This window comes from Chondrinema litorale, assembly GCF_026250525.1.
Taxonomy (GTDB): Bacteria; Bacteroidota; Bacteroidia; order Cytophagales; family Flammeovirgaceae; genus Chondrinema; species Chondrinema litorale.
In genome coordinates, this window is sequence record NZ_CP111048.1 from 78,384 (window position 1) to 103,607 (window position 25,224).

The following is a 25,224-nucleotide window of genomic DNA, read 5'->3' on the forward strand; positions in this document are numbered from 1 at the left end:
GATTAGTTTTTTAAAGTTATAATTCTGTTAAATGTTTATAAATTAGATTCAATTGTGATTACCATTGGATGGTGTAAGTAGTACCACTGTTTAGTAATAGTGTTGCTGATTGGTTTCCGTTAAAAGTTAGCGTTCCTTTGTAGCTGAATGTGTTGCCAGACGCATCTCCTGAGATTTCTACAGCTACAGTGCCTGATAGTATTTCGTAAGTATCTTTATCTACTGTGATATTACTAGAAGATAATGTGCTTTTGCTAGAGAAAGAATTTTGATTTTGTACTTTAGATTCTTGGCTACCTTCTTCTGTATAATCCATGCTGAATACTAGATCATCACTGCCATTATCAAGACCTGTTACTTCAAAGGCACCTTCAATGCTATTGCTTGCTGCTAATCTTGGAGCATCGTAGCTACCAGAACCTGTATAGCTAAAATCAAATGCTGATGGTTGACCGTTTCCTACGCAAGTGAGGGCATAATCCCAACCAAAAGAGTAATCGTAAGTTACTGTTGAGCCAGATGGGTTAGAGTAAGTAAAAACTGTGTCGCCTTCGTATCCGCAGAATGCAAAATTTGTGATAGTAATAGCAGCAGCTTCTTCTACTTGAACAACTATACCTGCTGTTTCTGCCTCAACAGATTTCATAATTACCTCTGCCGCTTCTTCTTCTGTTATAATTACATCTGTTATATTGTCGTCGTCATCTTCGCAAGAGAATAAAACACCAGCAAGAATTGCGACCATCATTAATTTAGAGAGATTAGATAAAATTTTCGATCTTAATGTTTCAATCTTTTTCATAGCAGTAATTTTGCTTTATAAGTTTAAATGATATGTGACAAAGTTGTGGGTTTTCTGAGTATGCCGAATTGCTAAACCCGGTGAAGCTGAAAAATCTGGGGGTGAACTATCTTATACTAACCTTTATACTTCATGCTTCCTTTTATTAGATCAATAAACCCTTTAAAATTGAGCACAAAGGGGTTATTACTCACAAAACCAGTAGTTACTCCATATTTCACTTTTTCGGTTTCTGGCTGGTAAGTACCAAAGATTCTGTCCCAAATAAGTAATACACCTCCAAAGTTTTTATCTATATACAATGGGTTTGAACCATGATGCACCCTATGCGCAGAAGGTGTGTCTATAATACCTTCGAGTGGACCAAGCTTGCCCACAAATTCTGTATGCAAAAAGAACTGGTATAATAAATTAAGGGCGTAGCTCACAACAATAAAATCTGGTGGAAAACCTATAATTGCCAAGGGCACAAAAAACAAAGGACTAATAATCGCTGAAAGCCAGTTTAACCTGTAAGCGGTAGTGAGGTTCATAAACAAACTGGAATGATGAATGAGGTGAAATGCCCATAGCGGTTTCCATATATGAGATGCTCTGTGAAACCAGTAATAGATAAAGTCTGCCAAAACAAAAGTAAGTAGGAATGTCCAGAGGCTTTTCTTGATTTCGAAAATTGCCAAATCTGAAAAGAAACCAAGTGCAGCTAATTGGTAACCTGCAAATAAGAATTTAGAAAATTGAAAGCCGAATAAAACAGCCAAATTGGCAAAGGTTTCTTTTATCTGATAAGCTTTTTTATCGTTGCGCCAGCTCCAAATAACTTCTAATAAGATTAAGGCAATTAGAAAGAGTAAAACTCCTCCTTTGTATTGGCTTTGAGGGAATTGCGTTTCCATACTTTTTTAGTTTTTATGTAGAAAGTAAAGTGTATGGTAAACTTAAATTCCACAGCTCCACGATGTTATAGAAAACAAGGTGAAGCTGAAAAATTGGGGGGTGAAAATTTAGTACAATTAGCTATCCATCCAGCTTTTAAACTCAGAAGCTTTGGCTTTGCTAATTATTACTGGCTCTTTTCCTTTGGGTTTTACATTTAAAGCCAGCCTGCCATTAAAATAAAATTCAATATCTTGAATAGACATCCTATTAATTACAAACTGGCGATTAGCTCTATAAAATTGTTTCGGGTCTAATTGCTGTTGGAGTTGCTCCAAAGTAAAATCTACAATAAACTTTTGGTTCTCAAATGTATGCGCATAAACCAATTCATTTTCTGTATAGAACCAACCTATTTTTGCTACATCTAATGGAACTAGCTTATCTCTATGTTGTACTAAAAAAGACTTGCGATAAGAAGTAGTAGCTTCTTTAATACTCGCCATCAATTCAACCAACTTCTGCTGATTATCATTAGCTTCTGCTTCTGAGCTTTTTCCTTTTGATAAACTATAGTATTTGTCTAAGGCTTGTTCTACCTCTTCTTCATCGTATGGCTTAAGTATATAGTCGATGCCATTGGCTTTAAATGCTTTTAAGGCAAAATCATTATAGGCTGTAAGAAAAATAACTGGCAACGTCACTTTTACTTTCTCGAAGATTTCGAAAGACAAACCATCTGATAACCTAATATCCATAAAAAGTAACTCACAACTATCTTGGTGCTCTTTTAACCATTTAACAGAAGCAGCTACACTGGGCAAAATCGTCATCACTTCTATTTCAGAATCTATAGATTGTAGTATAAATTCTAGATTTCGGGCTGTTGCTGGTTCATCTTCAACTATCGCTATATTTAAAGCCATATCTCGTAATTTAAATAGTTATCAAACTGGTTGTTTTAAAGGCAATTTAACAATAAAATCGCTTCCTGATTTTTGAATTTCTATTCTATTTTCCATCAGAATTTCGAATCGATCGTTGAGGTTGGCAAGACCTATCCCAGTACTAATTTCTGGAAAAGGCACTGGCTGATAATTATTGGCAACAACCAGTTTATTTTGCTCCATCTTTAAACTCACCTTTAAAGGATTCTCCTCAGAAAGTGCATTGTGTTTCGCCGCATTTTCTAACAATGGCTGCAAAGACATATGTGGTATTTCGTAAAACAGATAGTCATCTGCGATGTCTATATCTAATTGAAATGCATTTTCGTGGCGCATTTTTAAAAGCTCTGCATATGATTTTACCGCCTTTATTTCTTCTCTCAGTTTTACCAGATTATTATCTTTCGATTGTAATGAGTACCTAAACACCTTAGATAAATGGCTAATAAATTGCTGTGCCTTGGGCGGATTTTCCCGAACAATTGCCGACAAACTGCTCAAAGAATTAAAGAAGAAATGTGGGTCTAACTGACTTTTTAACAAACCCAATTCGGCTTTTAAGTAAAGCGATCTGAGCTTCTCGTTTTCAATATCTTTTGCCCTACTTTCTACTAATAGATCGTAGATTTTTAGTGCAATCGTAATCAGCACAACACTCAATGTAAATCGAAAGAGATAACCAGCTACAATGATAATTGGTGGTATATCACTTTGGAAGAAAAAGAGCCTTTGCGTGAATACACCAAACAGTGCGAACACTGCAAAATAGATGAAGTTTGGGAAAAAAAACGAGGCAAACTTCTTATAGGTACTTTGTGTTTTATTTCTCTTTTTTCGCTTATCTAAATTGTAAAAAGAGATAAACAAGCAAAACAGAAAATTATAAAATGTCTGATAAATTGACTCATAGGTACCAAAATCTAACCTGATCATAGTTTCGGAGAGTAAATTCTCTCTAGAAGCTATTAATCTGGGTAGGTTAATGGCTATAGCTATAAATAAAGAGCTATAAATGGCCAGTTTTTTATCAGTAGGTAATTTCATTTTGCTAATCTCAAAAATTCACATCAAAATTGTTTAGAGAAAAATGGTGAAGCTGTAAAAATCGATGGTGAACTATTTTAATACGCAGGCTATAATATTATTTTACCTGAGTCTGATACTATTTTGCTTAATCTTCTTTTTAATACATTTATTTTCACTATCATTAGAAAAACTACCCAAAGTTAAACCCCTATTTTAGGGTGTATTTTGAATTAAAAAAATTAGATTTCAGCACCAAAATACCCATTATCAGTTTGCAAAAGGCATTTTTTTATACCTACTATCATTCTATAAATTTTGATATTGACTAATTTTTATTACCTTGTGTACAACGCTATTAATATGATAAATGAAAAAACAACAAATTATTCAAGACTCTGAATCATTACAATTATCAACTCATGCATCTCAAAGTATCTCTTCTTATTTCGAAGAAAAAAACGAAATGGAGATTTGGAAAGAATTTAAATTTGGAAGCGAAGTAGCCCTAATTGCGATTTATAAGCATTTTTATAAATCATTATACAACTATGCCAGCCAATTTACCCGAGACAAAGAATTGATTAAAGATGCCATTCAAGATCTGTTTATAGAACTAATACAGAAAAGGAAAAAACTTTCAGATACATCTTCTATTAAATACTACCTTTTTAAGTCTGTAAAAACTAATATAACAGCCAAACTCAAACGAAAAGGTAGAATAAACCTGATTGACAACCTACTGAATGGTTACGATTTTGAATTGAGTTTTTCAACAGAACAGCATCTCATCAACCATCAGTTAACAGAAGATAACAAAGTGAAAATCAGCCAATCTTTAAAGATGCTCACTAGAAAGCAAAAAGAGATTATCTACTATTTTTACTTTGAAGGTTTAAACTTGAAAGAAATTTCTGGTTTAATGGATTTTACGAATCAAAAATCTGCTCAAAACCTGCTTTATAAATCTGTAAAAGCGCTTAGGAATAAGATAAAATAAAACTTATAAAAAGGGCTAACTAGATGATAGTTAGCCCTTTTTATATTAATATCCCATTGCAGTAGCATCGCCGGTACGGGTAACATCTGCTGCACCTTCTAGCGAACCATCTGGTCTTACAAGTATCGCTTCTGTTCTTCCCAACTGCCCAAAAATTCTAATGTCGTGTCCTTTTGCTTTTAATGCTTCTACTACCAAGCTATCTACAGCTCCTTCTTCAATTACAATTCTATCTGGTAGCCATTGCGAATGTGTTTTCTTTGCATTTACTGCTTCTTGCATTGTCATGTCAAAATCTATTACATTCAAAATATTCTCATAGATCACATTAATAATGGTTGAACCTCCCGGTGTTCCCAACACCATGTACAATTCGCCATTTTTCTCCACAATAGTTGGGCTCATGCTACTCAGCATTCTTTTTCCCGGTTGTATAGCATTGGCTTCGCCACCAATTAAACCAAAAATATTAGGGAAACCCGGTTTAATGCTAAAGTTATTCATCTCATTATTTAAGAAAAAACCTGCACCGTCTACCATTACTTTGTTGCCAAAATAAGCCACCAAAGTAGTGGTAATAGAAACCGCATTGCCTTCTTTATCTACAATAGAAAAGTGTGTGGTTTCCAGACTTTCTATTCTTTCCACTTCACCTGCTTTAATTTCTTGAGATGGGGTGGCTTTTGCCATATCGATACTAGAATTTCGATCGGCAATATAATTTTCATCCAAAAGCATTTTAACAGGTACATCGTAGTAATCCATATCGCCCATGTGCTCTGCTCTATCTGCATACGATCTTCTTTGCAGTTCTGTCATTAAATGGATGGTTTCTGGCGAATTATGTCCCATGCTTTTGAGGTCATAAGCACTAGAACCTTTCAATAATTGCACAATGATAATTCCACCACTAGAAGATGGCGGCATAGAAACGATGTTAAAACTATCGCGGTAAGTACCTTCAATGGCATCTCTCCAAACTGATTGATAATTGTCTAAATCTTCTTGGGCAATTATACCTCCACCCTCTTTCATTTCTTCAATTAACAACTCGGCTGTTTTACCTTTATAAAAACCATCTTTGCCATTTTCCTTTATTCTTTTGAGTGTTTCTGCTAAATCTGTTTGCACCAACAATTCACCTTCTTTCCATACAGAATCTTTTATCAGTACCATATCAGGATCGTTCCATTTTTTAAATTGCTCCATGGCATTGTTAAAAGTAGAAGCATCGTAATCTGTTACAGAAAATCCTTTTTCAGCTAATTCTATTGCTGGGTCAATTAATTCTGCAAAATCGAGTTTCGCAAACTTTTTATGAATCTGATCCATGCCATCTACAGTGCCGGGTGTACAAGCAGCCAAATGTCCGTAGAGGGCTTTCTCGTTCATTACAGAGTCTTCATCATAGATAAACATATCTCTAGAAGCTGCTGCCGGAGCCGTTTCACGAAAATCCAATGCACCTTTTTTTCCATCAGCAGTTCTGTAAACCATGTAACCACCACCACCAATATTGCCAGCTTTGGGCAACACCACTGCCAAAGCATATTTTACTGCAATGGCTGCATCAAATGCATTACCACCATTTTTTAAAACTTCCAAACCAACTTTGGTAGCTAGCGGATGTGCAGTTACCACCATACCATTGGCAGCCACTTCGCCTTCGTTTGGTTTCTTGGGGATTTTAATTTCTTTAAGTGTAGATTCGCCTTCTTTTACCGGATTGGAACACGAAAAAAGGTAAGCTAAAAAACTGATGCAAATAATATAGCCAGTTCGATTCATCATAAAATTGTTTTAATCATAAATAGATTTAGGGGTAAACAAAAATACATGCTATCGATCAGACTAATGAATTAAAGCGGCTTTTCTTTGTTAGGGTACAAAGGTTTTTTAATAAAGAAAATAATATTGAATGCTAAGAGAACTACTTTATTGACATGCATCAATTGTAACATAATATGATAACTGATTAATCTCAGTTTTTACTCGTAAATGTTATTTAGATTTACCCATATTATGGCCTTTTTATAAACAACAATAGATTAGTAAGAAATTTTTCTTAACTTAGATAAGAACAATCTATTAAAAGATTACCAAGAACAACTTGAAAATGAAAAACAACAGACATATTACCAAACATAAACTACTATATATAGATATTTCCAGCATCATCTATCAATTAAAATGGTTTCTTCACTTTGCTGGTATCAGTACAGTTTCTCAACCCCAATCAGTGCCCATTACAAATTCATCACGGCAAAAAATCAATCGGTTAAATAGTTAAGTAATTTCTGGGATTGTGTTTTTACTAATTTAAAGACTTTCCCTTTCAGCAATTTATAATTAGATATTTACTCAGTGTTGATTTAATATTTAAGAGATGAGAAAAGCCAAAGTCTTTTGGAATCTGTTATGCTTTAATCTTGCAATGTTTATTGCAGGTAATACTCTTGCACAGTCTATTTATACTCCCCAAATACCAGATCCACTTACAGAAACCTGGCGATACAGGCATTTTGAAATTTTCGATAGCAAGGGAGTAAGAACATTTATTCAAGATAAAGAAGGTTTTAACTGGTTCGGTGTAAATGATGGTGTAATTAAATACGATGGATATTCTTACCAACATTTTACAGAAAAAAATGGATTGCCTGCTGGTGCTGTAACGCAATTATTAGAGGTAGGTCAAACATTGTATGCAGGTACTGAAAATGGTATTTATAAAAAGCAAGGGAACAAATGGGAACCTGTTTTAACAGTAAAAGATGGTGTAAACTTTAGTATCCAATCTTTACGTGAATTAAGCGATGGAACCTTAGCCATTGTTTTGGCAGAAGGTTTATTACTGCAAAAGAAAGATGAACTGATCTTTGTAACTATAGAAAGTAAAGGAAGCTCAGTAATAGAAAATCTGCCGATAAGCAAAGTAGTTACTTTACCTAAAAGTACCTTAATAGATGATACTTTTACGAATGTATCTGATGTAATAGAGATTGCTAAAAACCGCATATTTATAGCCATTACTCATACTGGTTCTGGCAAGATTCTAGAAACTACTTTTGATGAAATCTATGGCGGAAGTATTAACGACTACAAGTTGTATGATGATGAAACAGGCTTTCTTTTAGGTGAAGCTCAAAAGTTTCTTAAAACCTCGACAGGTGATATCTGGATTGTAAACCAGTCTACCAAAAGAGGAATATACAGAATTAAAGATCGCAACTGGGATTACATTAGCCTAAATAAAATTTTTGGTGGAGATGAATATAATGTGAGTATCTCAGAAGGTTCTGATGGAAGCATCTGGGTGGGTGGATTGAGCAAATTATTTGCTTATAAAAATGAAAAATGGGAGAAATATAATTCCCCAGATTTCGACATACCATCTACCAAAATCTTTGTTTTCCCGATGGAGAACGACTACATCTGGATTACCGGCCAACAATCTGAAGTTTTATTGGTAGACCTGTCTAATAAAAGATGGAAAAGCTATCCTGCATTAAATTATCAATGTTCCACCCCAAATGGAGAAAGTTGGTTTTTAACTGTATATGGAACAGTAGTAAAACAGACAGAAAACAATTGGTACGAGTACACGAAAAAAGATGGGCTAATAGATGCACCAGTGAGAATAATTTGCACCTCTAAAAATCAAATTTGGGTAGCTGGTAGTGATGAAGGTTCTGCTGCTACTGCTGTACTAAGAGCAAATACTTGGGATAAACAAATACATAACACCCTTTCGTGGGGAATAGACCATAGAGCTGTGTTTGAAGATAAAAGTGGTGCCCTTTGGTTTGGAGGAAGTGTAGACCGAGAAGCTCATAAAGGCCATTTAGGTGGATTATTAGAACTCAAAAACCCAACTGAAAATGAATTAATTTGGAAAGCACACCAATATAAGCAAAATGGTTTGCAACAATCTAATGCATATGGCATCGCTCAATCTAAAGACGGAAATATCTGGCTGGGCGGTAGCTATTTGTACAAATACGATAACAATAGCTGGCAACAACTAGACGATAGCCATTTGCAACAGTTTATAAACATTGTTTACAGTGACGATTCTGAAAACCTGTATGTAGGTTCAAGGTTCTATGGGGTTTATGTTTACGATGGAAAAGAATGGAGTAACTATGGAATTAATGAAGGTTTAGAAAGCAATACCATTACTAGTTTGGCTAAAAGCAGTAATGGAATGTTATATGCCGCTACAGACAATTCCATCAGCTCTTTTGATGGAGAAAACTGGATGTCGGATATATTTCCGGCAGAAATGAACATGCCTAACGAAAGCGGAGATTTAAAGACAGATAAAGCAGGTAATATCTGGCTTAACAAATCTTCTAGAGAATGGAAGAGAAGAGCATTTAATAATTCGTCTATTAGAGAAAGAGACTACAAAGAATTTAAAACTTATCGCTATACACCAGACGAGCATTCTCCAAATGCAATTATTACTTTCTACAATAAAGAAGTACAAAGTTCTGGTAACACTACTATTAGTTGGGAGGGTGAAGATTATATGAACAATACTCCCCAAAGCAGTTTAGAATATGCCTATAGAATTAATGATGGAGAGTGGTCTTCTTTTTCTAAAGAAAACAGCCATGTTTTTACAGGTCTCAACCCCGGAAATTACACTTTAGAAGTTATCGCCAGAGATACTGATTTTAATACAGATGCTTTTCCGGCAAAAGTGGAGTTTTATGTAATTGCTCCGGTTTATCAGCAATTTTGGTTTATCGCTACTATTGTTGCCTTTACTTTAATGCTTATTTATTTGAGCTATAAAATCATTACCAAAAACAAACATTTGGAATCACTCAACTATTCTCTTAATGAAATTAACCACGAGCTAAAGGCTAAAAATGAACATATTGAAACTCAGAACAAGAAAATTGTCAGCCATCAAACTGATCTTGAACACACGAATAAAGAACTCGAAAATAAGAATTGCCAAATAGAAGCACAGAGAGATACACTCGAATCTATGCTCAAAGAAATTGATATACTTTCTAAAACCAAAATCAAATTCTTTACAAATGTAACTCATGAGTTTCGAACACCATTAACTCTAATACAAGGCCCGGTTGAGCGATTACTAAAAGAAGATTTAAGTAAGAAGGAAGAAAAAAATCTTTATGGCATTATCAACCGAAACACCAAAAGACTTAAAAAGCTAATTAACCAATTGCTCGAATTGAGAAAAATAGAAAATGGCATTCTCGATCTTAACTTACAGCAAGACGATATAGTTAGTTTTATTAATAGCTTAAAAAAGCAGTTTAACAATCTGGCTCAACAAAAAGAAATTCAATACACTTTAGAGAAATCAATCAAAGCAAAGAGCTTCTATTTCGATAAAGATAAAATTGAGAAGATTGTCTTTAACCTGCTTTCCAACTCTTTTAAATTCACACCTAAGGGAGGCAATATCAATATTACACTTTCTGAATGTACTAGAGATAAAAAGGAATATGCAACCATAAAAGTAACCGACACTGGAAAAGGCATTGATAAATGCCAACTAGACTTAATCTTTAAAAGGTATTACAGTGCTTTTGATGGAGCCAATTACAATCAATTTGAAGGTACAGGTATTGGACTTTCGTACATAAAAGAACTGGTAGAATACCTACATGGAATTATTGAGGTAGAAAGCGAAGTGGGCAAGGGAACAACATTTTCTATCTATATTCCAACCGATACACAACCGGTTAACAAACAACCAGAAACAGTGCATCGAGAATTTAGGCTAGAAAACTACGAGCAAGAATTTAAAGAACTCGAAGCTGCTGCTGAACAAATTCCATTACCTACTGAAAATCCTGAAAAGAAAGCGATTAATATCTTATTGGTTGAAGATAATAGTGATATGAGGATGTACCTGAAAGACATTCTGAATAAATATTATCAGGTAATAGAAGCAGCGAATGGTAACGAAGCAATTAAACAGTGTAAAAAACATGACATAGATTTAATTGTAAGCGATATTATGATGCCGGGAATGGATGGTCTTACTTTCTGTAAAACCATTAAATCAGATTTTAATGCAAGCCACATTCCGGTAATTTTACTCACTGCCAAAGTGATGGAAGAAAATAAAATTGAGGGTTATGAACATGGTGCAGATGCCTACATTACTAAACCGTTTAATAACAGATTACTCATTGTAAGAATCGAAAAACTGCTAGAAAGCAGAGAAAACCTCAAACGAAAGTTCAACTCTGATTTCTCGCTTGAACCTAAAGTAATACAAGTAAGCTCCGAAGATGACAAGTTTCTAGTGCGATTAACTGAATTGATGGAAAAGAATATTTCTGATTCTGCTTTTGATGTGAACAAAATGTGTGAAATGTCTAACAAAACACATATTCAGTTTATTAGAAAAACGAAACAGTTAACAGGTAAAAAACCGGCAGAACTGCTGCGTACTTTTAGAATTAAAAGAGCTATTCAGCTTATAGAACAGAATAAACTGCCAATATCCGAAATCGCCTACATGGTAGGATACGATTTACCTAATTCTTTCTCCAGAGCCTTTAAAAAAGAAATGGGGGTTTCGCCCACCGATTATGTTTTGAGTATTAGTAAACCAGTAAGTTAATATTAATGAAATAAGAGAAGCTATCTTGCTTAAGATAGCCTCTTTTTTCATATATTTCTATCCGTTATTTTACCCAATCTTTTAGTGGAATATCTTGTGAAACTACTGGAGCAAAAATGTTTTCTAAGGTATATTTTTTAGCTTCTTTGGCTGATAACTGATGGCTCCAACCTACGCGTTTAGAAGCAGCTGCACCTTTACCAGTATTTCCATATTCAGCGTAGAAGGTCGTTTTTTCTTTTTCGGGACTTGACCAGTTATCCCAACCAACTGGCAAAATATGCGCTCCCAATTCGCAATTGATAAATACAGTTTTGGCATAATCGCGCCAAGGTCTACCCAAATAAACCTCATCTACTCCTTCGTCTGCGGTAATCTTGCAATTTCTAAAAACATAGCCATATGGTTTGCCTTTGGGTGTACTTGCCGCCGTAATAAATGAGTTACTTTTACTATTGATGGTACAAGAATCGAAAACTGCTGTAGCAGCACCAAATATAAAATCGGTGGTTCCTTCGATATAGCAATTTAAATAGTATTGTCTATCATTTTGCCCGGCTGCATACAAGGTATCTTGGTCACCCATAAACTTACAATTTTTAAAAACACATCTGTCTGCTTCGACTGCCACAGTAACTGCCTGTCCCACTCTACCAGCAGTGTTTTTAACTGTAAAATTCTCTCCAATAAAATCGTCTCCCTGTACCATTAAGGTTTGGCTATAAAAGGTACTATTTCTACCTAAATCAATTTTATCGAAGTAATCATCATAAGTGATGATTGTGTTTTCTACACTCTCTCCAATTAGCGAAAGTTTGTTGTTCCACGAGTGTACTTTTACCTTCTCTTTGTAAACTCCATTTTTAATGAAAATAACAACTCTTTGCGGTGGGAATGCTTTGCTAGCATTAATTGCTTCTTGTATGGTTTCAAAATCTCCACTGCCATCTTGCGCTACAACCATTTTAAATTTATCTTCTGCACAAAGTTGATAGCTGACTAATAAGAGCAAAATGCTAATCCATTTCATATTTTTCATCTAATTATCCTTTTTGCTGAAAAATACAGATTAAAGGCTATACAAAAAAAAGTCCTCCTAAGAATTTAGGAGGATTTTAGACTTAAAACAACAGTGAATAATTAGCTATTCTTATTCTAACAATGGTATTATATGGATTAACTGGTCGAAAAATTAATCTTCTAATCGACTTATCTCTACAAGATTATTTACTTCATCATCCTTAAATAATCTTGATTTTACTATAAAGCGTTTGCCCTTAGGTATTTCAAGCGAAAAACTAGAACCTCTACCATCCACCACGTCTATTGTTAACTGGGTATGTTTCCAATATTCGTATTGATCTCCACTCATCCAGAATGGTACACCACCAATTTCCCCTAATTGTACATCGCTATAACCTATCTTAAATTCATCAGCTGGAAAACACATAGGTTGAGAACCGTCACAGCATCCTCCACTCTGATGAAAGATTAAGGGGCCGTTTTCAATTATTAGTTCGTTAATTAATTCGATTGTTTTATCCGTTGCAGTGACTCTAGGTATCATATCATGCTTTGTTTAATTGTTTTATTAGGAGGAAGGGGTAAATAAAAAATTTACCGCTTCCTGAATGGAAAACTACTAAAAAAAGCCTAGCTTCTCCTTCTGATATGATATTAACATATTCTTTGTCTGGCGGTAGTGATTCAACATCATTTTGTGAGTTTCTCTACCAAAACCAGATTTTTTGTATCCGCCAAATGGAGCGTGAGCCGGATAAGCGTGATAACAGTTCACCCATACACGACCTGCCTGTATTGCTCTTGGAACTTGATATATCTCATGCGCATCGCGTGTCCACACACCTGCACCCAACCCATAAAGGGTATCGTTGGCAATTTCAATTGCCTCTTCTGTAGTTTTAAATGTGGTAACTGAGGTTACAGGGCCAAAAATTTCTTCTTGGAAAACACGCATTTTGTTATGTCCTTTAAATATGGTTGGTTGGATGTAATATCCTTTTTCCAAACCACTATTTAACTGGAACTTACCACCACCACAAAGCACTTGCGCTCCTTCTTCACGTCCTATTTGGAGATAGTTAAGTATTTTTTCAAACTGGTCGTTAGATGCCTGTGCACCCATCATAACTGAAGGATCGAGTGGATTACCCATTTTAATTGCTTTGGTTCTCTCAACCACTCTTTCCATAAACTTATCGTAAATATCTTCGTGTACAAGAATTCTAGAAGGACAAGTACAAACTTCACCTTGGTTTAATGCAAACATTACTGCACCTTCTACTGCTTTATCAAAATAAGCATCGTCTGCATCACCTACAGATTTAAAGAAGATGTTTGGCGACTTACCACCTAGTTCCATAGTTACAGGAATAAGGTTTTCAGAAGCATATTGCATAATTAATCTACCCGTAGTAGTCTCTCCAGTAAATGCCACTTTTGCAATTCTAGAAGAAGTTGCTAATGGTTTACCTGCCTCTGGACCAAAGCCAGTAACAATGTTTAATACACCTTTTGGTAGTACATCTTGAATCAGTTCCATCAAGCACATAATACCAGTTGGTGTTTGCTCTGCAGGCTTTACAATTACACAGTTTCCGGCTGCCAATGCTGGAGCAATTTTCCATGTAGCCATCAACAATGGGAAGTTCCATGGAATAATTTGACCGACGACACCAATAGGCTCGTGCAAGTTAATGCTGACAGTATGTTCGTCGTGTTCAGAAATTGTACTTTCATCTCCTCTTATTACACCTGCGAAATAGCGGAAATGATCGATACATAAAGGAATATCTGCTGCTCTTGTTTCTCTTATTGCCTTACCATTATCGATAGTCTCTACAGTAGCTAAGTACTCTAGGTTATCTTCTATAATTTGAGCAATCTTTAACAAAAGATTTGATCTTGTTGCCGCTCCAGTTTTACTCCACGAAGGGAAAGCTTTGTGTGCCGCATCAAGAGCAAGTTCAATATCTTCTTTGGTAGATCTTGCAGCACGAGTAAAAACTTCTCCGTTAATTGGCGTTACATTATCAAAATATTCGCCTCTAACAGGTTTTACCCATTCACCACCAATAAAATTGTCATACTGAGATTTGAAATCTACATGAGTGTCCACAAAAGGGAGCATTGTTGTTACATTTTCCATAATTACTAGTATTCGAGATTATTAAAAGATTAAGATGTTTCAATATTCCTAAAATTTATAGCAACTCAGATGGACAATTTTTTCAAACAATAGCATTATTTTCCCAACTTTAAATCATTGTGGAAATCATAAATATTTTTATTATATTAGTCTATAAACAACACCTATTTTTATTACTAACATAATCAACTTACATTGAACTTAATCACTCCATACAGACTTACAGGCATTGATAAATTGCATTCTATGGTTGAACATAGGAATAGGTTTAACCTCGATTTTTGCGAACTAAACGTATTTGAAACCCACAAACAAGCTTACGATTTTAAGCTAAAATTTGGTGGATTTACAATTACATCAATGCTTCGAGGCAAAAAAGTAATGAGGCTAAAGGGCGTAGATGATTTTGAATATTTACCAGGAGAAACGCTACTTGCTCCTGCCGAAACATTGTTAAGAATTGATTTTCCTGAAGCTGAAATGGAACATCCTACACAATGCACAGCATTGGTTTTGGATAACAGTTACCTATTTAAACAGCTTGAGCATATCAATTCGACATGGAATCAAAAAGATTCTCAACTAAAAGAGTGGAAAATAAATCCAGACGAGTTTTTTCTTAAAAATAATACAGATTTAGCCAGAATAAGTACCCGTCTATTAGATGCTTTTACGGCTAATGATCCTTTTAAAGAATACCAAGTAGATCTGATTTTGAGAGAGTTAGTGCTTTGCATGTTAAAATTGCAAAACCTCTCTGTAATAAATAAGGAACACAAATCTGATTCGAACAGGTCACCATTCCATGCGGTGTTAAATTATATATCTAATAATTTAAGCTCCGATATTCGTATTGAAGTACTTTGTAGAATAGCTTGTATGAGCAAGTCTTCTTTTTACAGAGCATTTACTGACGAATATGGAATTACACCTGTACAATTGATTTTAGAAGAGCGTATAAAATACGCCAAGACGTTGTTATGCGAAGATAATATTAGTATTAAAGAGATTGCTTACGCCTGTGGATTTAACGATCCAAATTACTTTAGCAGGATGTTTAAAAAAATGGAAAATGAATCTCCAGTAGAATTCAGAACGAAAAATAAAAAGATCAGCAAGCGATTGAGTTTTTAATTAGATTTCTTAGCCTGAGAATCTGCTGTATTACTATTTAAAGAGCACTTCTTTTTGTAGAAATACTCCAAATTCCCGGGCTTTTTCATTTATTTTATCTTTCACTATATCTCTCACAGTATCGAACATTGTAGTACTAATTTCCACTTTATCTTTCTTTATTACTCTCTTCCAAGTTCCTTTTACCTGACCATCTACAATAATTATCGGCCAAAAAATCCCATTAATTGAAATGGCTTTTTTATGATGTTCTGATGTAATACTAGCATTGCGATTTGTGTAACTAATTAAGTATTCATCAAAGGCGGGCAATAGAAATACATCTTCTTTAGGTTCAGCTATATTTATATTATCAGTGAAAAAGCAGGTATCATCTTCCACATTTTCTGAAATCAAATCTGCTTTAATTAGTTCTAAAGCTTTTTTAGCATCTCGCACTTTTAAACCAGACCACCAAATAAAATCTTTGAGCGTTGCCGGACCATGACTGGCAAAATATTTTTTAGCAAGTGTTGCCAATGCTTCTTCTTGTGTAAGGAGATTTTTTTGAGGAACACGTTCTGGTAATAAAGCATAAGTTTGCTTTTTACCTTTCATTTTTCCACTGCAAATAATGCCCTCCAATTCTGCACACATAAACAAATGAGACGCTCTGTTAGCACTGGTATCTATTCCAGCTTTTTGTAATTCTACAACTATCTCTTCTCGGGTTAAGTGTTTGCCTCCTTCCAGATTTCTCACTATAATATCATTACTCTTGGCGATAGTTTTATCATCTAGTTCCAGTTGTTTATGCCTACCTTTATTAGCAGCTAAGATTTGTGGCGCTGTTAATTCTAGTATCCAATAAATATCTGATGCAGTAACCACATGCCAAGTTGGTCTCATTAAATGTGTTCGAAGTATCTCAGCAGCATCTAAAGCTTTTCTTACATCATTCTCAGTAAAATGTGGTAATCTTTGTGCTATTGCCCAATTAACCATTGCTGCATCTTGTGCTTGCATCGCTCCCATCCATTTAACCAATTCAGTTATAGTTTTAAACTGTTTTTGCGTAATCTGCTGGTTATACATTCTTGCTCGGGCAATGTCGATCAGATTCATATTTCTTTAAAAAATTAAGCCTCGTTTAACTTAATCAAAGATAGAGTTTACAGATGCATTTCATACTTTCTTTCAATAATCTCTCTGCCAAAAGTAGTAGTTGTTTTTTCTTCTACTAACTCAAATCCATTTCTTGTATACAAACTAGCTGCCGTAGGCAAACCTTCGGTTGTTAATAAGAATGCTTTTTTAAAGCCTTTTTCCTGCATAAAATCCATATACAACTGCATCATTTTTTTACCTAAACCAATACCTCTGTATGCCGGAAAAATAAAGAAATAACGGAGTTGTGCTGTGTTATTTCCTCTATCGAACAAACATAAAAACCCTATTTTCTTTTTATTATGCTCACAAACCCAAACCCTACTGGTTTCCGGATTGTAGTTTTCATAAAACTCAGCCATGCTTTTAACCACATAATACTCAAAATCAAGCCCGAAATCCATCGAAGACTTATACATTTCTCCATGTGTTTGAATTACAAAACCCATATCTCCAGACTCCAATGTTGTTCTAATATTGATATCACTCAAAGATAATTCAGGGTCAGCTTGCTGTTTGTTTAAATACATTTCACTCTTTTTAAACATTCCAGCCAGTTCTTCTTTGGCATCTGTAGTTAAGTGATTGGTATAATGCTCAATTTGCTCTTCAGATCTAACCGTCATCTCATCGAAAAGATCTTTCCCTTTTAATGTTAGACTTAGGTTCTGCACTCTTTTATCTTCAACTGAAACTGATTTTACGATCAATCCTTCTTTCTCAAATTTTTTCAGGATTCTGCTTAAATAGCCTTTATCAATTTGGATGGCAACTAAAAGTTCGGCTGTAGGAATCGATTCTTTTTGCCCAAGTTCATACAACACCCTAGACTCAGAGAGTGAAAGTGGACTGTTTAAAATTTTGTTATTTACTAAACCAAGAAAGTTTGTATAGAATCTGTTAAATGCTCTAATCTGCTGTACTACCATTATTATTACTGTATTTGTATTTACTTAAAATAAACCTAATTAGTTGACAAAATCAACTAATTATTTATTAAATAATTAGTATCAAGAAAATTATTGCAAATAAGCTGCTACAAGGCTTGACCAAACATTATTCTATGCCCATCAATTGTTCTAATGGCAAACTCACGTTGGCTCCAAGGTTTATCTTCAGGCTTAGTCAAAATTTCTACATCATTAACTACAAACTCTTTATATAAATCATCAATTCCACTCACTTCTACATAAGCAAAATATGAATGATTGCTGGTTTCAAAGGCAGATTTATCATCTGCACATTCACCTAACATTACAACAAAGCTTTCTCTTTTTAGAAAATGCCAGCCTTCGCCATTCCAAAGAGATTGGAAACCCAGCTTTTCCTGATAATAAATTGCAGATTTTTCAAGATTTTGGACCGCTAACACATAGCGAGTTGCTAAAATTTTAGATTGATTTTCCATGATAAGTTGATTAGTTTAAAAAAAATCTATTGCAGCCCTTAGTGATTTGGTACTTAAAAATAAAAAAACACAAACCAATTTGGAATGTGTTTCTCTATCTATTTTAGATAATTGAAGAATATTAGTCAATTTTAACTACCAATTTTCCTCTGGTTCTTCTGCTTTCTAGTTGTTTGTGAGCCTTTCCAATTTGCTCCAGATTGTAAACTTGTTGAATATGAACTTTTACTGCACCTTCTGCTAAATATTTTGCCACTTGCTCCATATCTTCTCCATTAGACTCAACCAAAATCCAAGGTGCTTCTACATCATCTCGAATGGCTGTTAAATCTTTAGCAGCTGATGGTATAGAATGAAGAAACCCTCCTTTTTTAAGGACTTTTAAAGATTTCTCCGCGACTTCTCCCCCAACTCCGTCTAGAACAACATCTATGTCTTTAACAGCTGTTTCAAAGTTTACAGCATTGTAATCTATAAATTCATCTGTGCCTAATTGCTCTAAAAACTCTTTGTTTTTAGCAGAAGCTGTAGCAATCACATAAGCACCAAAACTCTTGGCGATTTGTATAGCTAAATGGCCAACTCCACCAGCACCAGCATGAATTAAAACTCGGTCTCCTGTTTTTATATTCGCATACTTTACAATGGTTTGATAAACAGTAAGTGCAGCTAAGGGAGCCGCAGCAGCTTCTTCGAAGCTGATGTTTTGTGGCTTAATTACCAGATGTGATTCAGGAGCTGCTACATACTCTGCATAGGCATTTCCACTCCCCGGAAAGTTAACCATACCAAATACCTCGTCTCCCACTTTGAATTTACTATCTGTCGCTGCTTTTTCTACTACACCAGAAACATCCCAACCTAGTATATAAGGTTGCTTAAGCTTTTTTGCCATTGCTTTGCCTTGTCTGGTTTTATAGTCAACAGGATTTAATCCAATTGTTTTAACTTTAACAAGTACTTCTCCAGATGCTAATTGAGGAACAGCAGTCTCTATCAATTCAAACTGATCAATATCTCCAAATGCTCTTAATGTAATCGCTTTCATTTTTTATTTATTTGTTGATTATGATGCAAAACTAATTGCGTTTTAATATGTTATTTATGTATTTAAATTGGATTAAAGTGTACAATTATCTGTTATATAGTCATTCTATTGATTTATAATTGTATATTTAACTAATTATTGAAGAAAATGTCCAATAAATATGCATACTGAGTATTCAAATATGGCTTTTGAGGTTTCTATTGAAACTGTAAGTAAATGGGAGAAAAAGGCACACAAGCATTCTTTTTTTGAACTCGTTTACATAAAAGAAGGCAAAGGCAAGCAATGCATCAATTACAACATATTCGATTACGAAAAGAATAACATTTTTCTTCTACCTCCGCTAGACTGTCACTCATTTAATATTGAGATTCCTACAACTTTTGTTTTTCTTAAGTTCTCGGAGAAATTATTTGAGCAAAATAATGCCTATGAAATCAACATTCAAAACTGGTTTGATAAGATAGCATACATCCTTAGAAACTATAACAAAGCCACTGGTAATATCATTAAAAATCAAGAAGACAATAGTAAGATTGTACAACTAATAGATTTAATTATTGCCGAAAACCAGAAAAGAGACCAATACTCTACAGCAATTATTCAAAGTATGGTAGTTGGGATTCTTAACTTGCTTACAAGACATATAGAACAAGAGGTTTATAACATTGCAAAGCCCAACGATTCTAAATTTAGTGCATTGTTAAAATACATACAGAAACATCTCTTTGATAATGAGAAATTAAAAATCCCAATTTTAGCAGAAAGATTTAATATTTCTCCTACTTATTTTAGTGAGTACTTTAAACAAAACTATGGAGCTACTTTACAAAAGTATATCTTAAAATCAAGGTTTAAAGTTGTGGAAACCAGACTTTTATATTCTGACCTTACTATAAAAGAAATTGCCTTCGAAGTAGGTTTTTCTGATTCGAGTCACCTTTCAAATATTTTTAAAAGGCATTATAAAATGTCGATTGGAGCGTTTAGAAAAAGGGGTGAATATCAATTATTAAAAACATCGAACACAACGGGGAAATGTGCCATTTAATATTTTTCTTGAGTACCTTCCAAAGAAACAAAAGCCCAAAATAATTACTTGATTTTTTTAGACAAAAGCTGACCTGTAAAGCTGCTAAAGCAGCTCGGTTTAAAGCATTAATACACAATTAAAGAAAACACCCCGAAAAACTTCGGGATGCTTTTCATCTAATTTTTAATTCTAATTCTTATTGATAAATTTCTGTTCTATCAAAAACACCTGGTACTGGACTAGGGGCATTTAAGTTTGAGTTTAGCTCATCCTGACCATAAATTAACCTTTGAGGAAATTCTGCACCTCTGTTAAGTGTCATTTCAACAGGAATTGAGATCGCATCATCTTGTGTTCTACGAAGATCGTTAAAGCCTAAGTAAGTACCTACAAAAGTAACATAGCGCTCTTCAAGAATTTCCATTAACAATGCATCATCGGCAGATAAACCATCTGTGTTTGCGATACCTCCAGAAGCAAAATCTGCAGCTACATATGGCTCGTAAACTGCTGCAAAATCTGCAAGATAAGTCGCATCGATATATCCACCCTCGTTCATGTATGCTCTAAACTCATTTAAGTGAGTTAAACCTGCATCGAAACCTTGGCTACGAAGACCAGCTTCTGCTAACGTTAATAAGTTCTCAGCATAAGTTATTGTTCTGTAATCCATATCAATTCCAACAGCGCCATTATAGGCATCACCATTAGAAACTGCTAGGTAGTTTGGCTCTAAACGACCAGTATAACTATCTGCTCCATTATCTAGGTATAAGTACATGAAACGAGCAGTTTCGTCGGTTTTATCATTTCCTCTGTATTCTGGCTCAGATGGATCAAGTAAATCAGCAGCATAAACCTGCTCACCATCGGCATCATCGCCAACACCAGCATCCATATCACCAGCACGACCTACTACTAAGAAATCGTAAGTCATGTTCATGTCACCATCGTTTGTAATACCATGTGGAGAAATCATATCACCGTCTGCACTACTAATACCACTTAATGCCTCAGTATAAGCAGAAGAATAATCTTTTAAATCCATATAGTAGCGAGCCTTTAGGGTATGAGCAACCTCAAGCCAGTTAGCTTTTACACCACTAAAATGAATATCTGCATCTCCTGGAGAAGAACCTTCACCAGATTCTAAATCGGCAATTGCTTCGTCTAGTAAACTAAGTAATGCAGGATATAAGGTAGAAACCTGTCCATCAAATTCTGGATTAGCAATATCAAACTGAATAGTTTGAGTAAAAGGAACATCTCCCCATAATTCAGTTGCTTCACCAATTGCATTAGCTTTAATAATCTTAGCGATACCAATCATGTGGCGATCGTTTGTCTCAGTCGATTTTTCAATTATCAAAGTAGTTTGGCTTACCACACCTTGATATAAGTTAGACCAATCTGAGTTAAAATTACCTGCGTTTACATTGTACAAGGCATAATCTGCATACTGGCGGTCAGCACCATTATAATAACCAGACCACATGTTAGCAACCCTGTTAGCATGCCCTTCTTGAATAGTCATGTTAGCTACCTGAGCACCGGTTAAAATCAAACTTGCAGAAGCATCTGTCGGATTATTGGGATCGACATTCAAATCATCTACAATAGATTCACAAGAAGTCCCAAAAATTGCCAGAAATACTGCTATATATTTATAAAAACTGAATTTTTTCATAAGAGTATTTTATTTGAATTTTTCTGTTAAAAATGAAACAGATTATCAATTAGTAGTTGAATGTTACAGAGAACAAGTAAGATTTGGTACCAGGGTTTGTGAAGTATTCCAAACCTTGACCATAACCACCTGTTAAACTAGTTTCAGGGTCAAGACCTCTTACTTTTGTCCAAAGAATCAAGTTTCTACCAGTAAGTGTAAATTGGATAGAAGAAAGCTTAGTTTTTTCGCGGAAGCCAGGAGAGCTTAGCGTATAGCTTAATGAAACTTCTCTTAGTCTTGTCCAAGAACCGTCACCTGTAAATTGCTCACGTACAGAACCAAATCCACTACCTAAAGTAGTATACCAAGATTCATCTAAAAGTACTTCACCAGCACCCCAGTCAACTAAATTACCTCTAACTAATTCGCCAGCAGGAATAACATCACCATTGTAATTTTTTGTTTCTGTTGTAGGAGTTACTTCGTTTCCGTTATCTTCATGACGACCAAAAGTATAAAGTACACCTCTTGTTGCTTCACTAATATCAGCACCTTGGAAAGTTTCGAATAGTACATTTAATGCTAAACCTTTGTAGTTCACATTAAAACCTGCACCACCTCTCCAGTCTGGGTTTGGATCGCCCATAAGACCAGCTTCTGCAGCTACTGTAGGGAAACCGTTATCATCAAGAATTAACTCTCCGCTTTCGTCTCTATCCCATAAACCACCCCAAAGCACACCTAAAGGCTGACCTGTAACAGCTCTAGTACCAGCATTAGTAAAACCTGCAAGTAGTAAAGACTCTGTACCAGATAAGTCGGTAACTTTATTTTTGTTTGCGTTAAAGTTAAAGTTTAAAGAAGCATTGAAATCATTCTTTTGAACCAAGTTATAAGTACCTTCAAATTCGAAACCTTTGTTTTCCATTTTAGCAGCGTTTCCATAACGTGTATTGAAACCTGTAGAAGGGGCTACTAATACGTCGAATAACAAACCATCGATTTTGTTTTGGTAATAAGTCATTCCCAAAGACAATTTATCATTGAAGAATCTCAGGTCAGTACCAAGTTCCCATTCTGTTTTAATCTCTGGTTCCAATGTAGGGTTACCTTGTAAGTCAGACTGAACAAAACCACCACCGTAATAACTGGCATCTAACTGATCTCCCCAGCCACCAGAATATGTAGCATTTTGAAAGGTAGTTATCGTTTTATAAACATCTGGTTGCTGACCCACTCTACCCCAAGAAGCTCTTAATTTACCAAATGAAAGCACTGAACTATTGCTAAATGCTGGAAGCTCAGTAAATTTCCAAGCTACATCAGTTGCAGGATAGTAGAATGTTTTGTCAGACTCGTCACCAAAAGTAGAAGCTGCTTCAGCAACTGCAGAAAGGTTTACATATAATTGATCTTTAAATCCAAATTCTGCTGTGTTATACCAACGAGAAGTACGAATTGTACGCTCATAATCTATAGCTGTAATATTTTCTGGTAAAGCATTAGAAAAATCTCTTGGGCCATCAGGCAAGATGAAATTCTGCATTTCTGCACCTAATCTCAGATATTTTCTATCATTTATATTAAATCCAGTTACGAAAGTAAATGATAAGTCTGGAGTAATATCTTTAGAAACTCTTGCGATAAAGTCTAAGTTGAATTCACGCTCACGATAAAGTTCTTCCGTATAAGAACCTCCTGCAGCACCTCCTGCAGAATTTACCGGAAAGTATGTAGTTCTTACATCTTCGTAAAAATCAACACCACCTCTAGCTGTAAAATCTAGCCAATCGGTTGGGCGCAATTTCATTTCTGTACTAGTAATGAAACGATCTAGCTTAGAATCGTTTGTAAGCTCTTGAATTGTCCAAAGTGGATTGTTATAAATTGGGTTTGAATTATTACCCAAATATCTTCTGTAAGAACGCTGACGGTTATATTCTGGAGCAGCATCTGCACTAGCGTAATAAGTACCTTTGTAATCTGTGTTATCAAAATCTGGTGCAGTTCTTAATAAACCAAGGTAAATACCATTTACATTTGAGTTTTGCTGCGTACGATTAGATTTGATATTGATGTAAGTAGATTTAGCACTCATGCTAAAGATTTTACTGAATTCGTGGTTCACGTTAAATCTTACTGTGCTACGGTCGTAATCACTACTAGACTTAATTATACCTTGTTGCTGTAAGTTTGAAATACTAGCATAGAACTGAGATTTTTCGTTACCTCCACTAAAACTTAAGTTATTATCTATAAAGTAACCTGTTCCAAAAATATCATCAAAGTTAGATTCGTCGAAAGTATCTGTAGAGTTTTTCTCAACAATTGGATAATAGATTGTACCATCTTCAGCTTCAAAAAACTGGCCTGAAGTATCAAACACATCAGCAGCACCAGAACGATCAGAGATTTTATCACCAAAAGATGCAGAAGCAGTTGGGCTATAAACACCACCACTACCTTGTCCAAATTTGTTTTGTAAAGGTTGTCTAACAGATATTTTATCCATAGAAACTGTAGAACGGAAAGAAATATTAGTTCTACCTTCGCTACCAGATTTTGTTTTGATCAAGATTACACCATTAGCAGCTCTTGAACCCCAAAGTGCCGCAGCAGAAGCACCTTTCAATACTTGGATTGACTCAATATCGTCTGGGTTGATATCATTTAAACGAGACTGCTGGCTTACACCACCAGTATTACTACCAATAGTTGAATTACTAATTGGAATACCATCTACAATTACCAATGGCTGAGAGTCACCTGTAATTGTACTTTGACCACGAATCTGGATATAAGAACCAGCTCCCGGATCACCAGTATTTCTTGTAATTCTAACACCGGCAGCTTTACCCTGCATACCGTTAATCATACCTGTTTCACCAGATGTTACAATTGGGCCACCATCAATTTTTGAACTAGTAGAACCTAGATTATCAGCCGACTGTTCAAAACCCAATGCCGTAATTACAACTTCTGAGAGTTGTTGTGCATCTTCTTCTAGAGAAATGTCAAATGAATTACGAGTCCCAATTTCAACTTCTTTGGCTTGGAAACCTATGTATGAAAATACTAGGAATTTACCTTCAGATGAGACTTTAATTGAAAAATTACCATCGATGTCTGTGATGGCACCAGTTGTAGTTCCTTTTACTACTACGTTAACCCCGGGTAATGGGTCTCCTCCTCCTGATGTCACTGTACCAGTCAATGTGCGATCCTGTGCGAAAATTGGTGCACAGATAAAAAGCATCAATGACCACAATAGTAGATGTTTGTGATTCATACTTGTGCGATTTATTTAAATAATTGAAAAAGAAAACAATTCTACATAGCCGTCTTACCCTCAT

The 25,224-nt window shown here is 35.0% G+C and carries 18 protein-coding genes; 4 read left to right on the top strand and 14 right to left on the bottom strand.

Annotation, left to right across the window (positions count from 1 at the left end; translation table 11 throughout):
- Window positions 1-58: 58 nt before the first annotated feature.
- The 4 genes from OQ292_RS27620 to OQ292_RS27635 form a co-directional block, all read right to left on the bottom strand.
- Window positions 59-802 (bottom strand): hypothetical protein, encoded by a 744-nt coding sequence (locus OQ292_RS27620; RefSeq protein ID WP_284687521.1) that lies wholly within the window; start codon window positions 800-802, stop codon window positions 59-61.
- Window positions 803-918: 116 nt separating this feature from the next.
- Entirely contained in the window at window positions 919-1,698 is a 780-nt protein-coding gene (locus OQ292_RS27625; protein ID WP_284687522.1) for a sterol desaturase family protein, read from the bottom strand.
- 117 nt (window positions 1,699-1,815) lie between these two features.
- Window positions 1,816-2,604: a LytR/AlgR family response regulator transcription factor gene (locus OQ292_RS27630; protein WP_284687523.1), complete on the bottom strand. Its 789-nt coding sequence runs from the start codon at window positions 2,602-2,604 to the stop codon at window positions 1,816-1,818.
- Between the two features lie 21 nt (window positions 2,605-2,625).
- Window positions 2,626-3,669 (bottom strand): sensor histidine kinase, encoded by a 1,044-nt coding sequence (locus OQ292_RS27635; RefSeq protein WP_284687524.1) that lies wholly within the window; start codon window positions 3,667-3,669, stop codon window positions 2,626-2,628.
- 349 nt (window positions 3,670-4,018) lie between these two features.
- Between OQ292_RS27635 and OQ292_RS27640 the strand changes: the two genes are divergently transcribed.
- Complete coding sequence (locus OQ292_RS27640) at window positions 4,019-4,648, top strand: RNA polymerase sigma factor (RefSeq protein WP_284687525.1); 630 nt, start codon at window positions 4,019-4,021, stop codon at window positions 4,646-4,648.
- 45 nt (window positions 4,649-4,693) lie between these two features.
- On the opposite strand, the gene ggt is transcribed toward OQ292_RS27640, so the two are convergent.
- Window positions 4,694-6,439 (bottom strand): gamma-glutamyltransferase, encoded by a 1,746-nt coding sequence (gene ggt, locus OQ292_RS27645; RefSeq protein ID WP_284687526.1) that lies wholly within the window; start codon window positions 6,437-6,439, stop codon window positions 4,694-4,696.
- 595 nt (window positions 6,440-7,034) lie between these two features.
- Here ggt and OQ292_RS27650 point away from each other — a divergent pair.
- Window positions 7,035-11,264, top strand: coding sequence for a response regulator (locus OQ292_RS27650; protein ID WP_284687527.1), 4,230 nt, complete (start codon window positions 7,035-7,037; stop codon window positions 11,262-11,264).
- A 64-nt stretch (window positions 11,265-11,328) separates the two neighbouring features.
- Here the strand turns inward: OQ292_RS27650 and OQ292_RS27655 are convergent, their stop codons facing one another.
- The 3 genes from OQ292_RS27655 to OQ292_RS27665 form a co-directional block, all read right to left on the bottom strand.
- Window positions 11,329-12,303, bottom strand: coding sequence for a pectinesterase family protein (locus OQ292_RS27655; RefSeq protein ID WP_284687528.1), 975 nt, complete (start codon window positions 12,301-12,303; stop codon window positions 11,329-11,331).
- A gap of 153 nt (window positions 12,304-12,456) precedes the next feature.
- Complete coding sequence (locus tag OQ292_RS27660) at window positions 12,457-12,831, bottom strand: DUF779 domain-containing protein (RefSeq protein WP_284687529.1); 375 nt, start codon at window positions 12,829-12,831, stop codon at window positions 12,457-12,459.
- Between the two features lie 75 nt (window positions 12,832-12,906).
- On the bottom strand, window positions 12,907-14,433 hold the full coding sequence (locus tag OQ292_RS27665; protein WP_284687530.1) for an aldehyde dehydrogenase family protein: 1,527 nt from the start codon (window positions 14,431-14,433) through the stop codon (window positions 12,907-12,909).
- 195 nt (window positions 14,434-14,628) lie between these two features.
- Here OQ292_RS27665 and OQ292_RS27670 point away from each other — a divergent pair, with 195 nt between their 5' ends.
- A complete protein-coding gene (locus OQ292_RS27670; protein ID WP_284687531.1) occupies window positions 14,629-15,567 on the top strand; it encodes a helix-turn-helix domain-containing protein in 939 nt (312 codons plus the stop codon).
- A 33-nt stretch (window positions 15,568-15,600) separates the two neighbouring features.
- Here OQ292_RS27670 and OQ292_RS27675 read toward each other — a convergent pair whose 3' ends face one another.
- The 4 genes from OQ292_RS27675 to OQ292_RS27690 all read right to left on the bottom strand — a co-directional run bounded on the left by OQ292_RS27675 (window position 15,601) and on the right by OQ292_RS27690 (window position 19,169).
- Window positions 15,601-16,671: a winged helix DNA-binding domain-containing protein gene (locus OQ292_RS27675; RefSeq protein WP_284687532.1), complete on the bottom strand. Its 1,071-nt coding sequence runs from the start codon at window positions 16,669-16,671 to the stop codon at window positions 15,601-15,603.
- Between the two features lie 47 nt (window positions 16,672-16,718).
- Window positions 16,719-17,642, bottom strand: coding sequence for a bifunctional helix-turn-helix transcriptional regulator/GNAT family N-acetyltransferase (locus OQ292_RS27680; protein WP_284687533.1), 924 nt, complete (start codon window positions 17,640-17,642; stop codon window positions 16,719-16,721).
- Between the two features lie 107 nt (window positions 17,643-17,749).
- On the bottom strand, window positions 17,750-18,121 hold the full coding sequence (locus OQ292_RS27685; RefSeq protein WP_284687534.1) for a VOC family protein: 372 nt from the start codon (window positions 18,119-18,121) through the stop codon (window positions 17,750-17,752).
- Between the two features lie 121 nt (window positions 18,122-18,242).
- Complete coding sequence (locus OQ292_RS27690; RefSeq protein ID WP_284687535.1) at window positions 18,243-19,169, bottom strand: NADP-dependent oxidoreductase; 927 nt, start codon at window positions 19,167-19,169, stop codon at window positions 18,243-18,245.
- Between the two features lie 160 nt (window positions 19,170-19,329).
- On the opposite strand from OQ292_RS27690, the gene OQ292_RS27695 reads away from it, so the two are divergent.
- Window positions 19,330-20,220, top strand: a complete 891-nt coding sequence (locus OQ292_RS27695) for an AraC family transcriptional regulator (protein WP_284687536.1) — start codon at window positions 19,330-19,332, stop codon at window positions 20,218-20,220.
- A 178-nt stretch (window positions 20,221-20,398) separates the two neighbouring features.
- Here the strand turns inward: OQ292_RS27695 and OQ292_RS27700 are convergent, their stop codons facing one another.
- On the bottom strand, window positions 20,399-21,889 hold the full coding sequence (locus OQ292_RS27700) for a SusD/RagB family nutrient-binding outer membrane lipoprotein (RefSeq protein ID WP_284687537.1): 1,491 nt from the start codon (window positions 21,887-21,889) through the stop codon (window positions 20,399-20,401).
- 49 nt (window positions 21,890-21,938) lie between these two features.
- A complete protein-coding gene (locus OQ292_RS27705; RefSeq protein WP_284687538.1) occupies window positions 21,939-25,160 on the bottom strand; it encodes a SusC/RagA family TonB-linked outer membrane protein in 3,222 nt (1,073 codons plus the stop codon).
- Window positions 25,161-25,224: the final 64 nt, after the last annotated feature.

Bases quoted from the DNA above. Each gene is read 5' to 3' on its own strand.
- OQ292_RS27625 (WP_284687522.1), bottom strand. From the start codon at position 1,698: ATGGAAACGCAATTCCCTCAAAGCCAATACAAAGGAGGAGTTTTACTC.
- OQ292_RS27650 (WP_284687527.1), top strand. From the start codon at position 7,035: ATGAGAAAAGCCAAAGTCTTTTGGAATCTGTTATGCTTTAATCTTGCA.
- OQ292_RS27705 (WP_284687538.1), bottom strand. From the start codon at position 25,160: ATGAATCACAAACATCTACTATTGTGGTCATTGATGCTTTTTATCTGT.
- OQ292_RS27640 (WP_284687525.1), top strand. From the start codon at position 4,019: ATGAAAAAACAACAAATTATTCAAGACTCTGAATCATTACAATTATCA.
- OQ292_RS27680 (WP_284687533.1), bottom strand. From the start codon at position 17,642: ATGGTAGTACAGCAGATTAGAGCATTTAACAGATTCTATACAAACTTT.
- OQ292_RS27635 (WP_284687524.1), bottom strand. From the start codon at position 3,669: ATGAAATTACCTACTGATAAAAAACTGGCCATTTATAGCTCTTTATTT.
- ggt (WP_284687526.1), bottom strand. From the start codon at position 6,439: ATGATGAATCGAACTGGCTATATTATTTGCATCAGTTTTTTAGCTTAC.
- OQ292_RS27660 (WP_284687529.1), bottom strand. From the start codon at position 12,831: ATGATACCTAGAGTCACTGCAACGGATAAAACAATCGAATTAATTAAC.
- OQ292_RS27695 (WP_284687536.1), top strand. From the start codon at position 19,330: ATGCATACTGAGTATTCAAATATGGCTTTTGAGGTTTCTATTGAAACT.
- OQ292_RS27655 (WP_284687528.1), bottom strand. From the start codon at position 12,303: ATGAAAAATATGAAATGGATTAGCATTTTGCTCTTATTAGTCAGCTAT.
- OQ292_RS27690 (WP_284687535.1), bottom strand. From the start codon at position 19,169: ATGAAAGCGATTACATTAAGAGCATTTGGAGATATTGATCAGTTTGAA.
- OQ292_RS27675 (WP_284687532.1), bottom strand. From the start codon at position 16,671: ATGAATCTGATCGACATTGCCCGAGCAAGAATGTATAACCAGCAGATT.
- OQ292_RS27685 (WP_284687534.1), bottom strand. From the start codon at position 18,121: ATGGAAAATCAATCTAAAATTTTAGCAACTCGCTATGTGTTAGCGGTC.
- OQ292_RS27665 (WP_284687530.1), bottom strand. From the start codon at position 14,433: ATGGAAAATGTAACAACAATGCTCCCTTTTGTGGACACTCATGTAGAT.
- OQ292_RS27620 (WP_284687521.1), bottom strand. From the start codon at position 802: ATGAAAAAGATTGAAACATTAAGATCGAAAATTTTATCTAATCTCTCT.
- OQ292_RS27630 (WP_284687523.1), bottom strand. From the start codon at position 2,604: ATGGCTTTAAATATAGCGATAGTTGAAGATGAACCAGCAACAGCCCGA.
- OQ292_RS27700 (WP_284687537.1), bottom strand. From the start codon at position 21,889: ATGAAAAAATTCAGTTTTTATAAATATATAGCAGTATTTCTGGCAATT.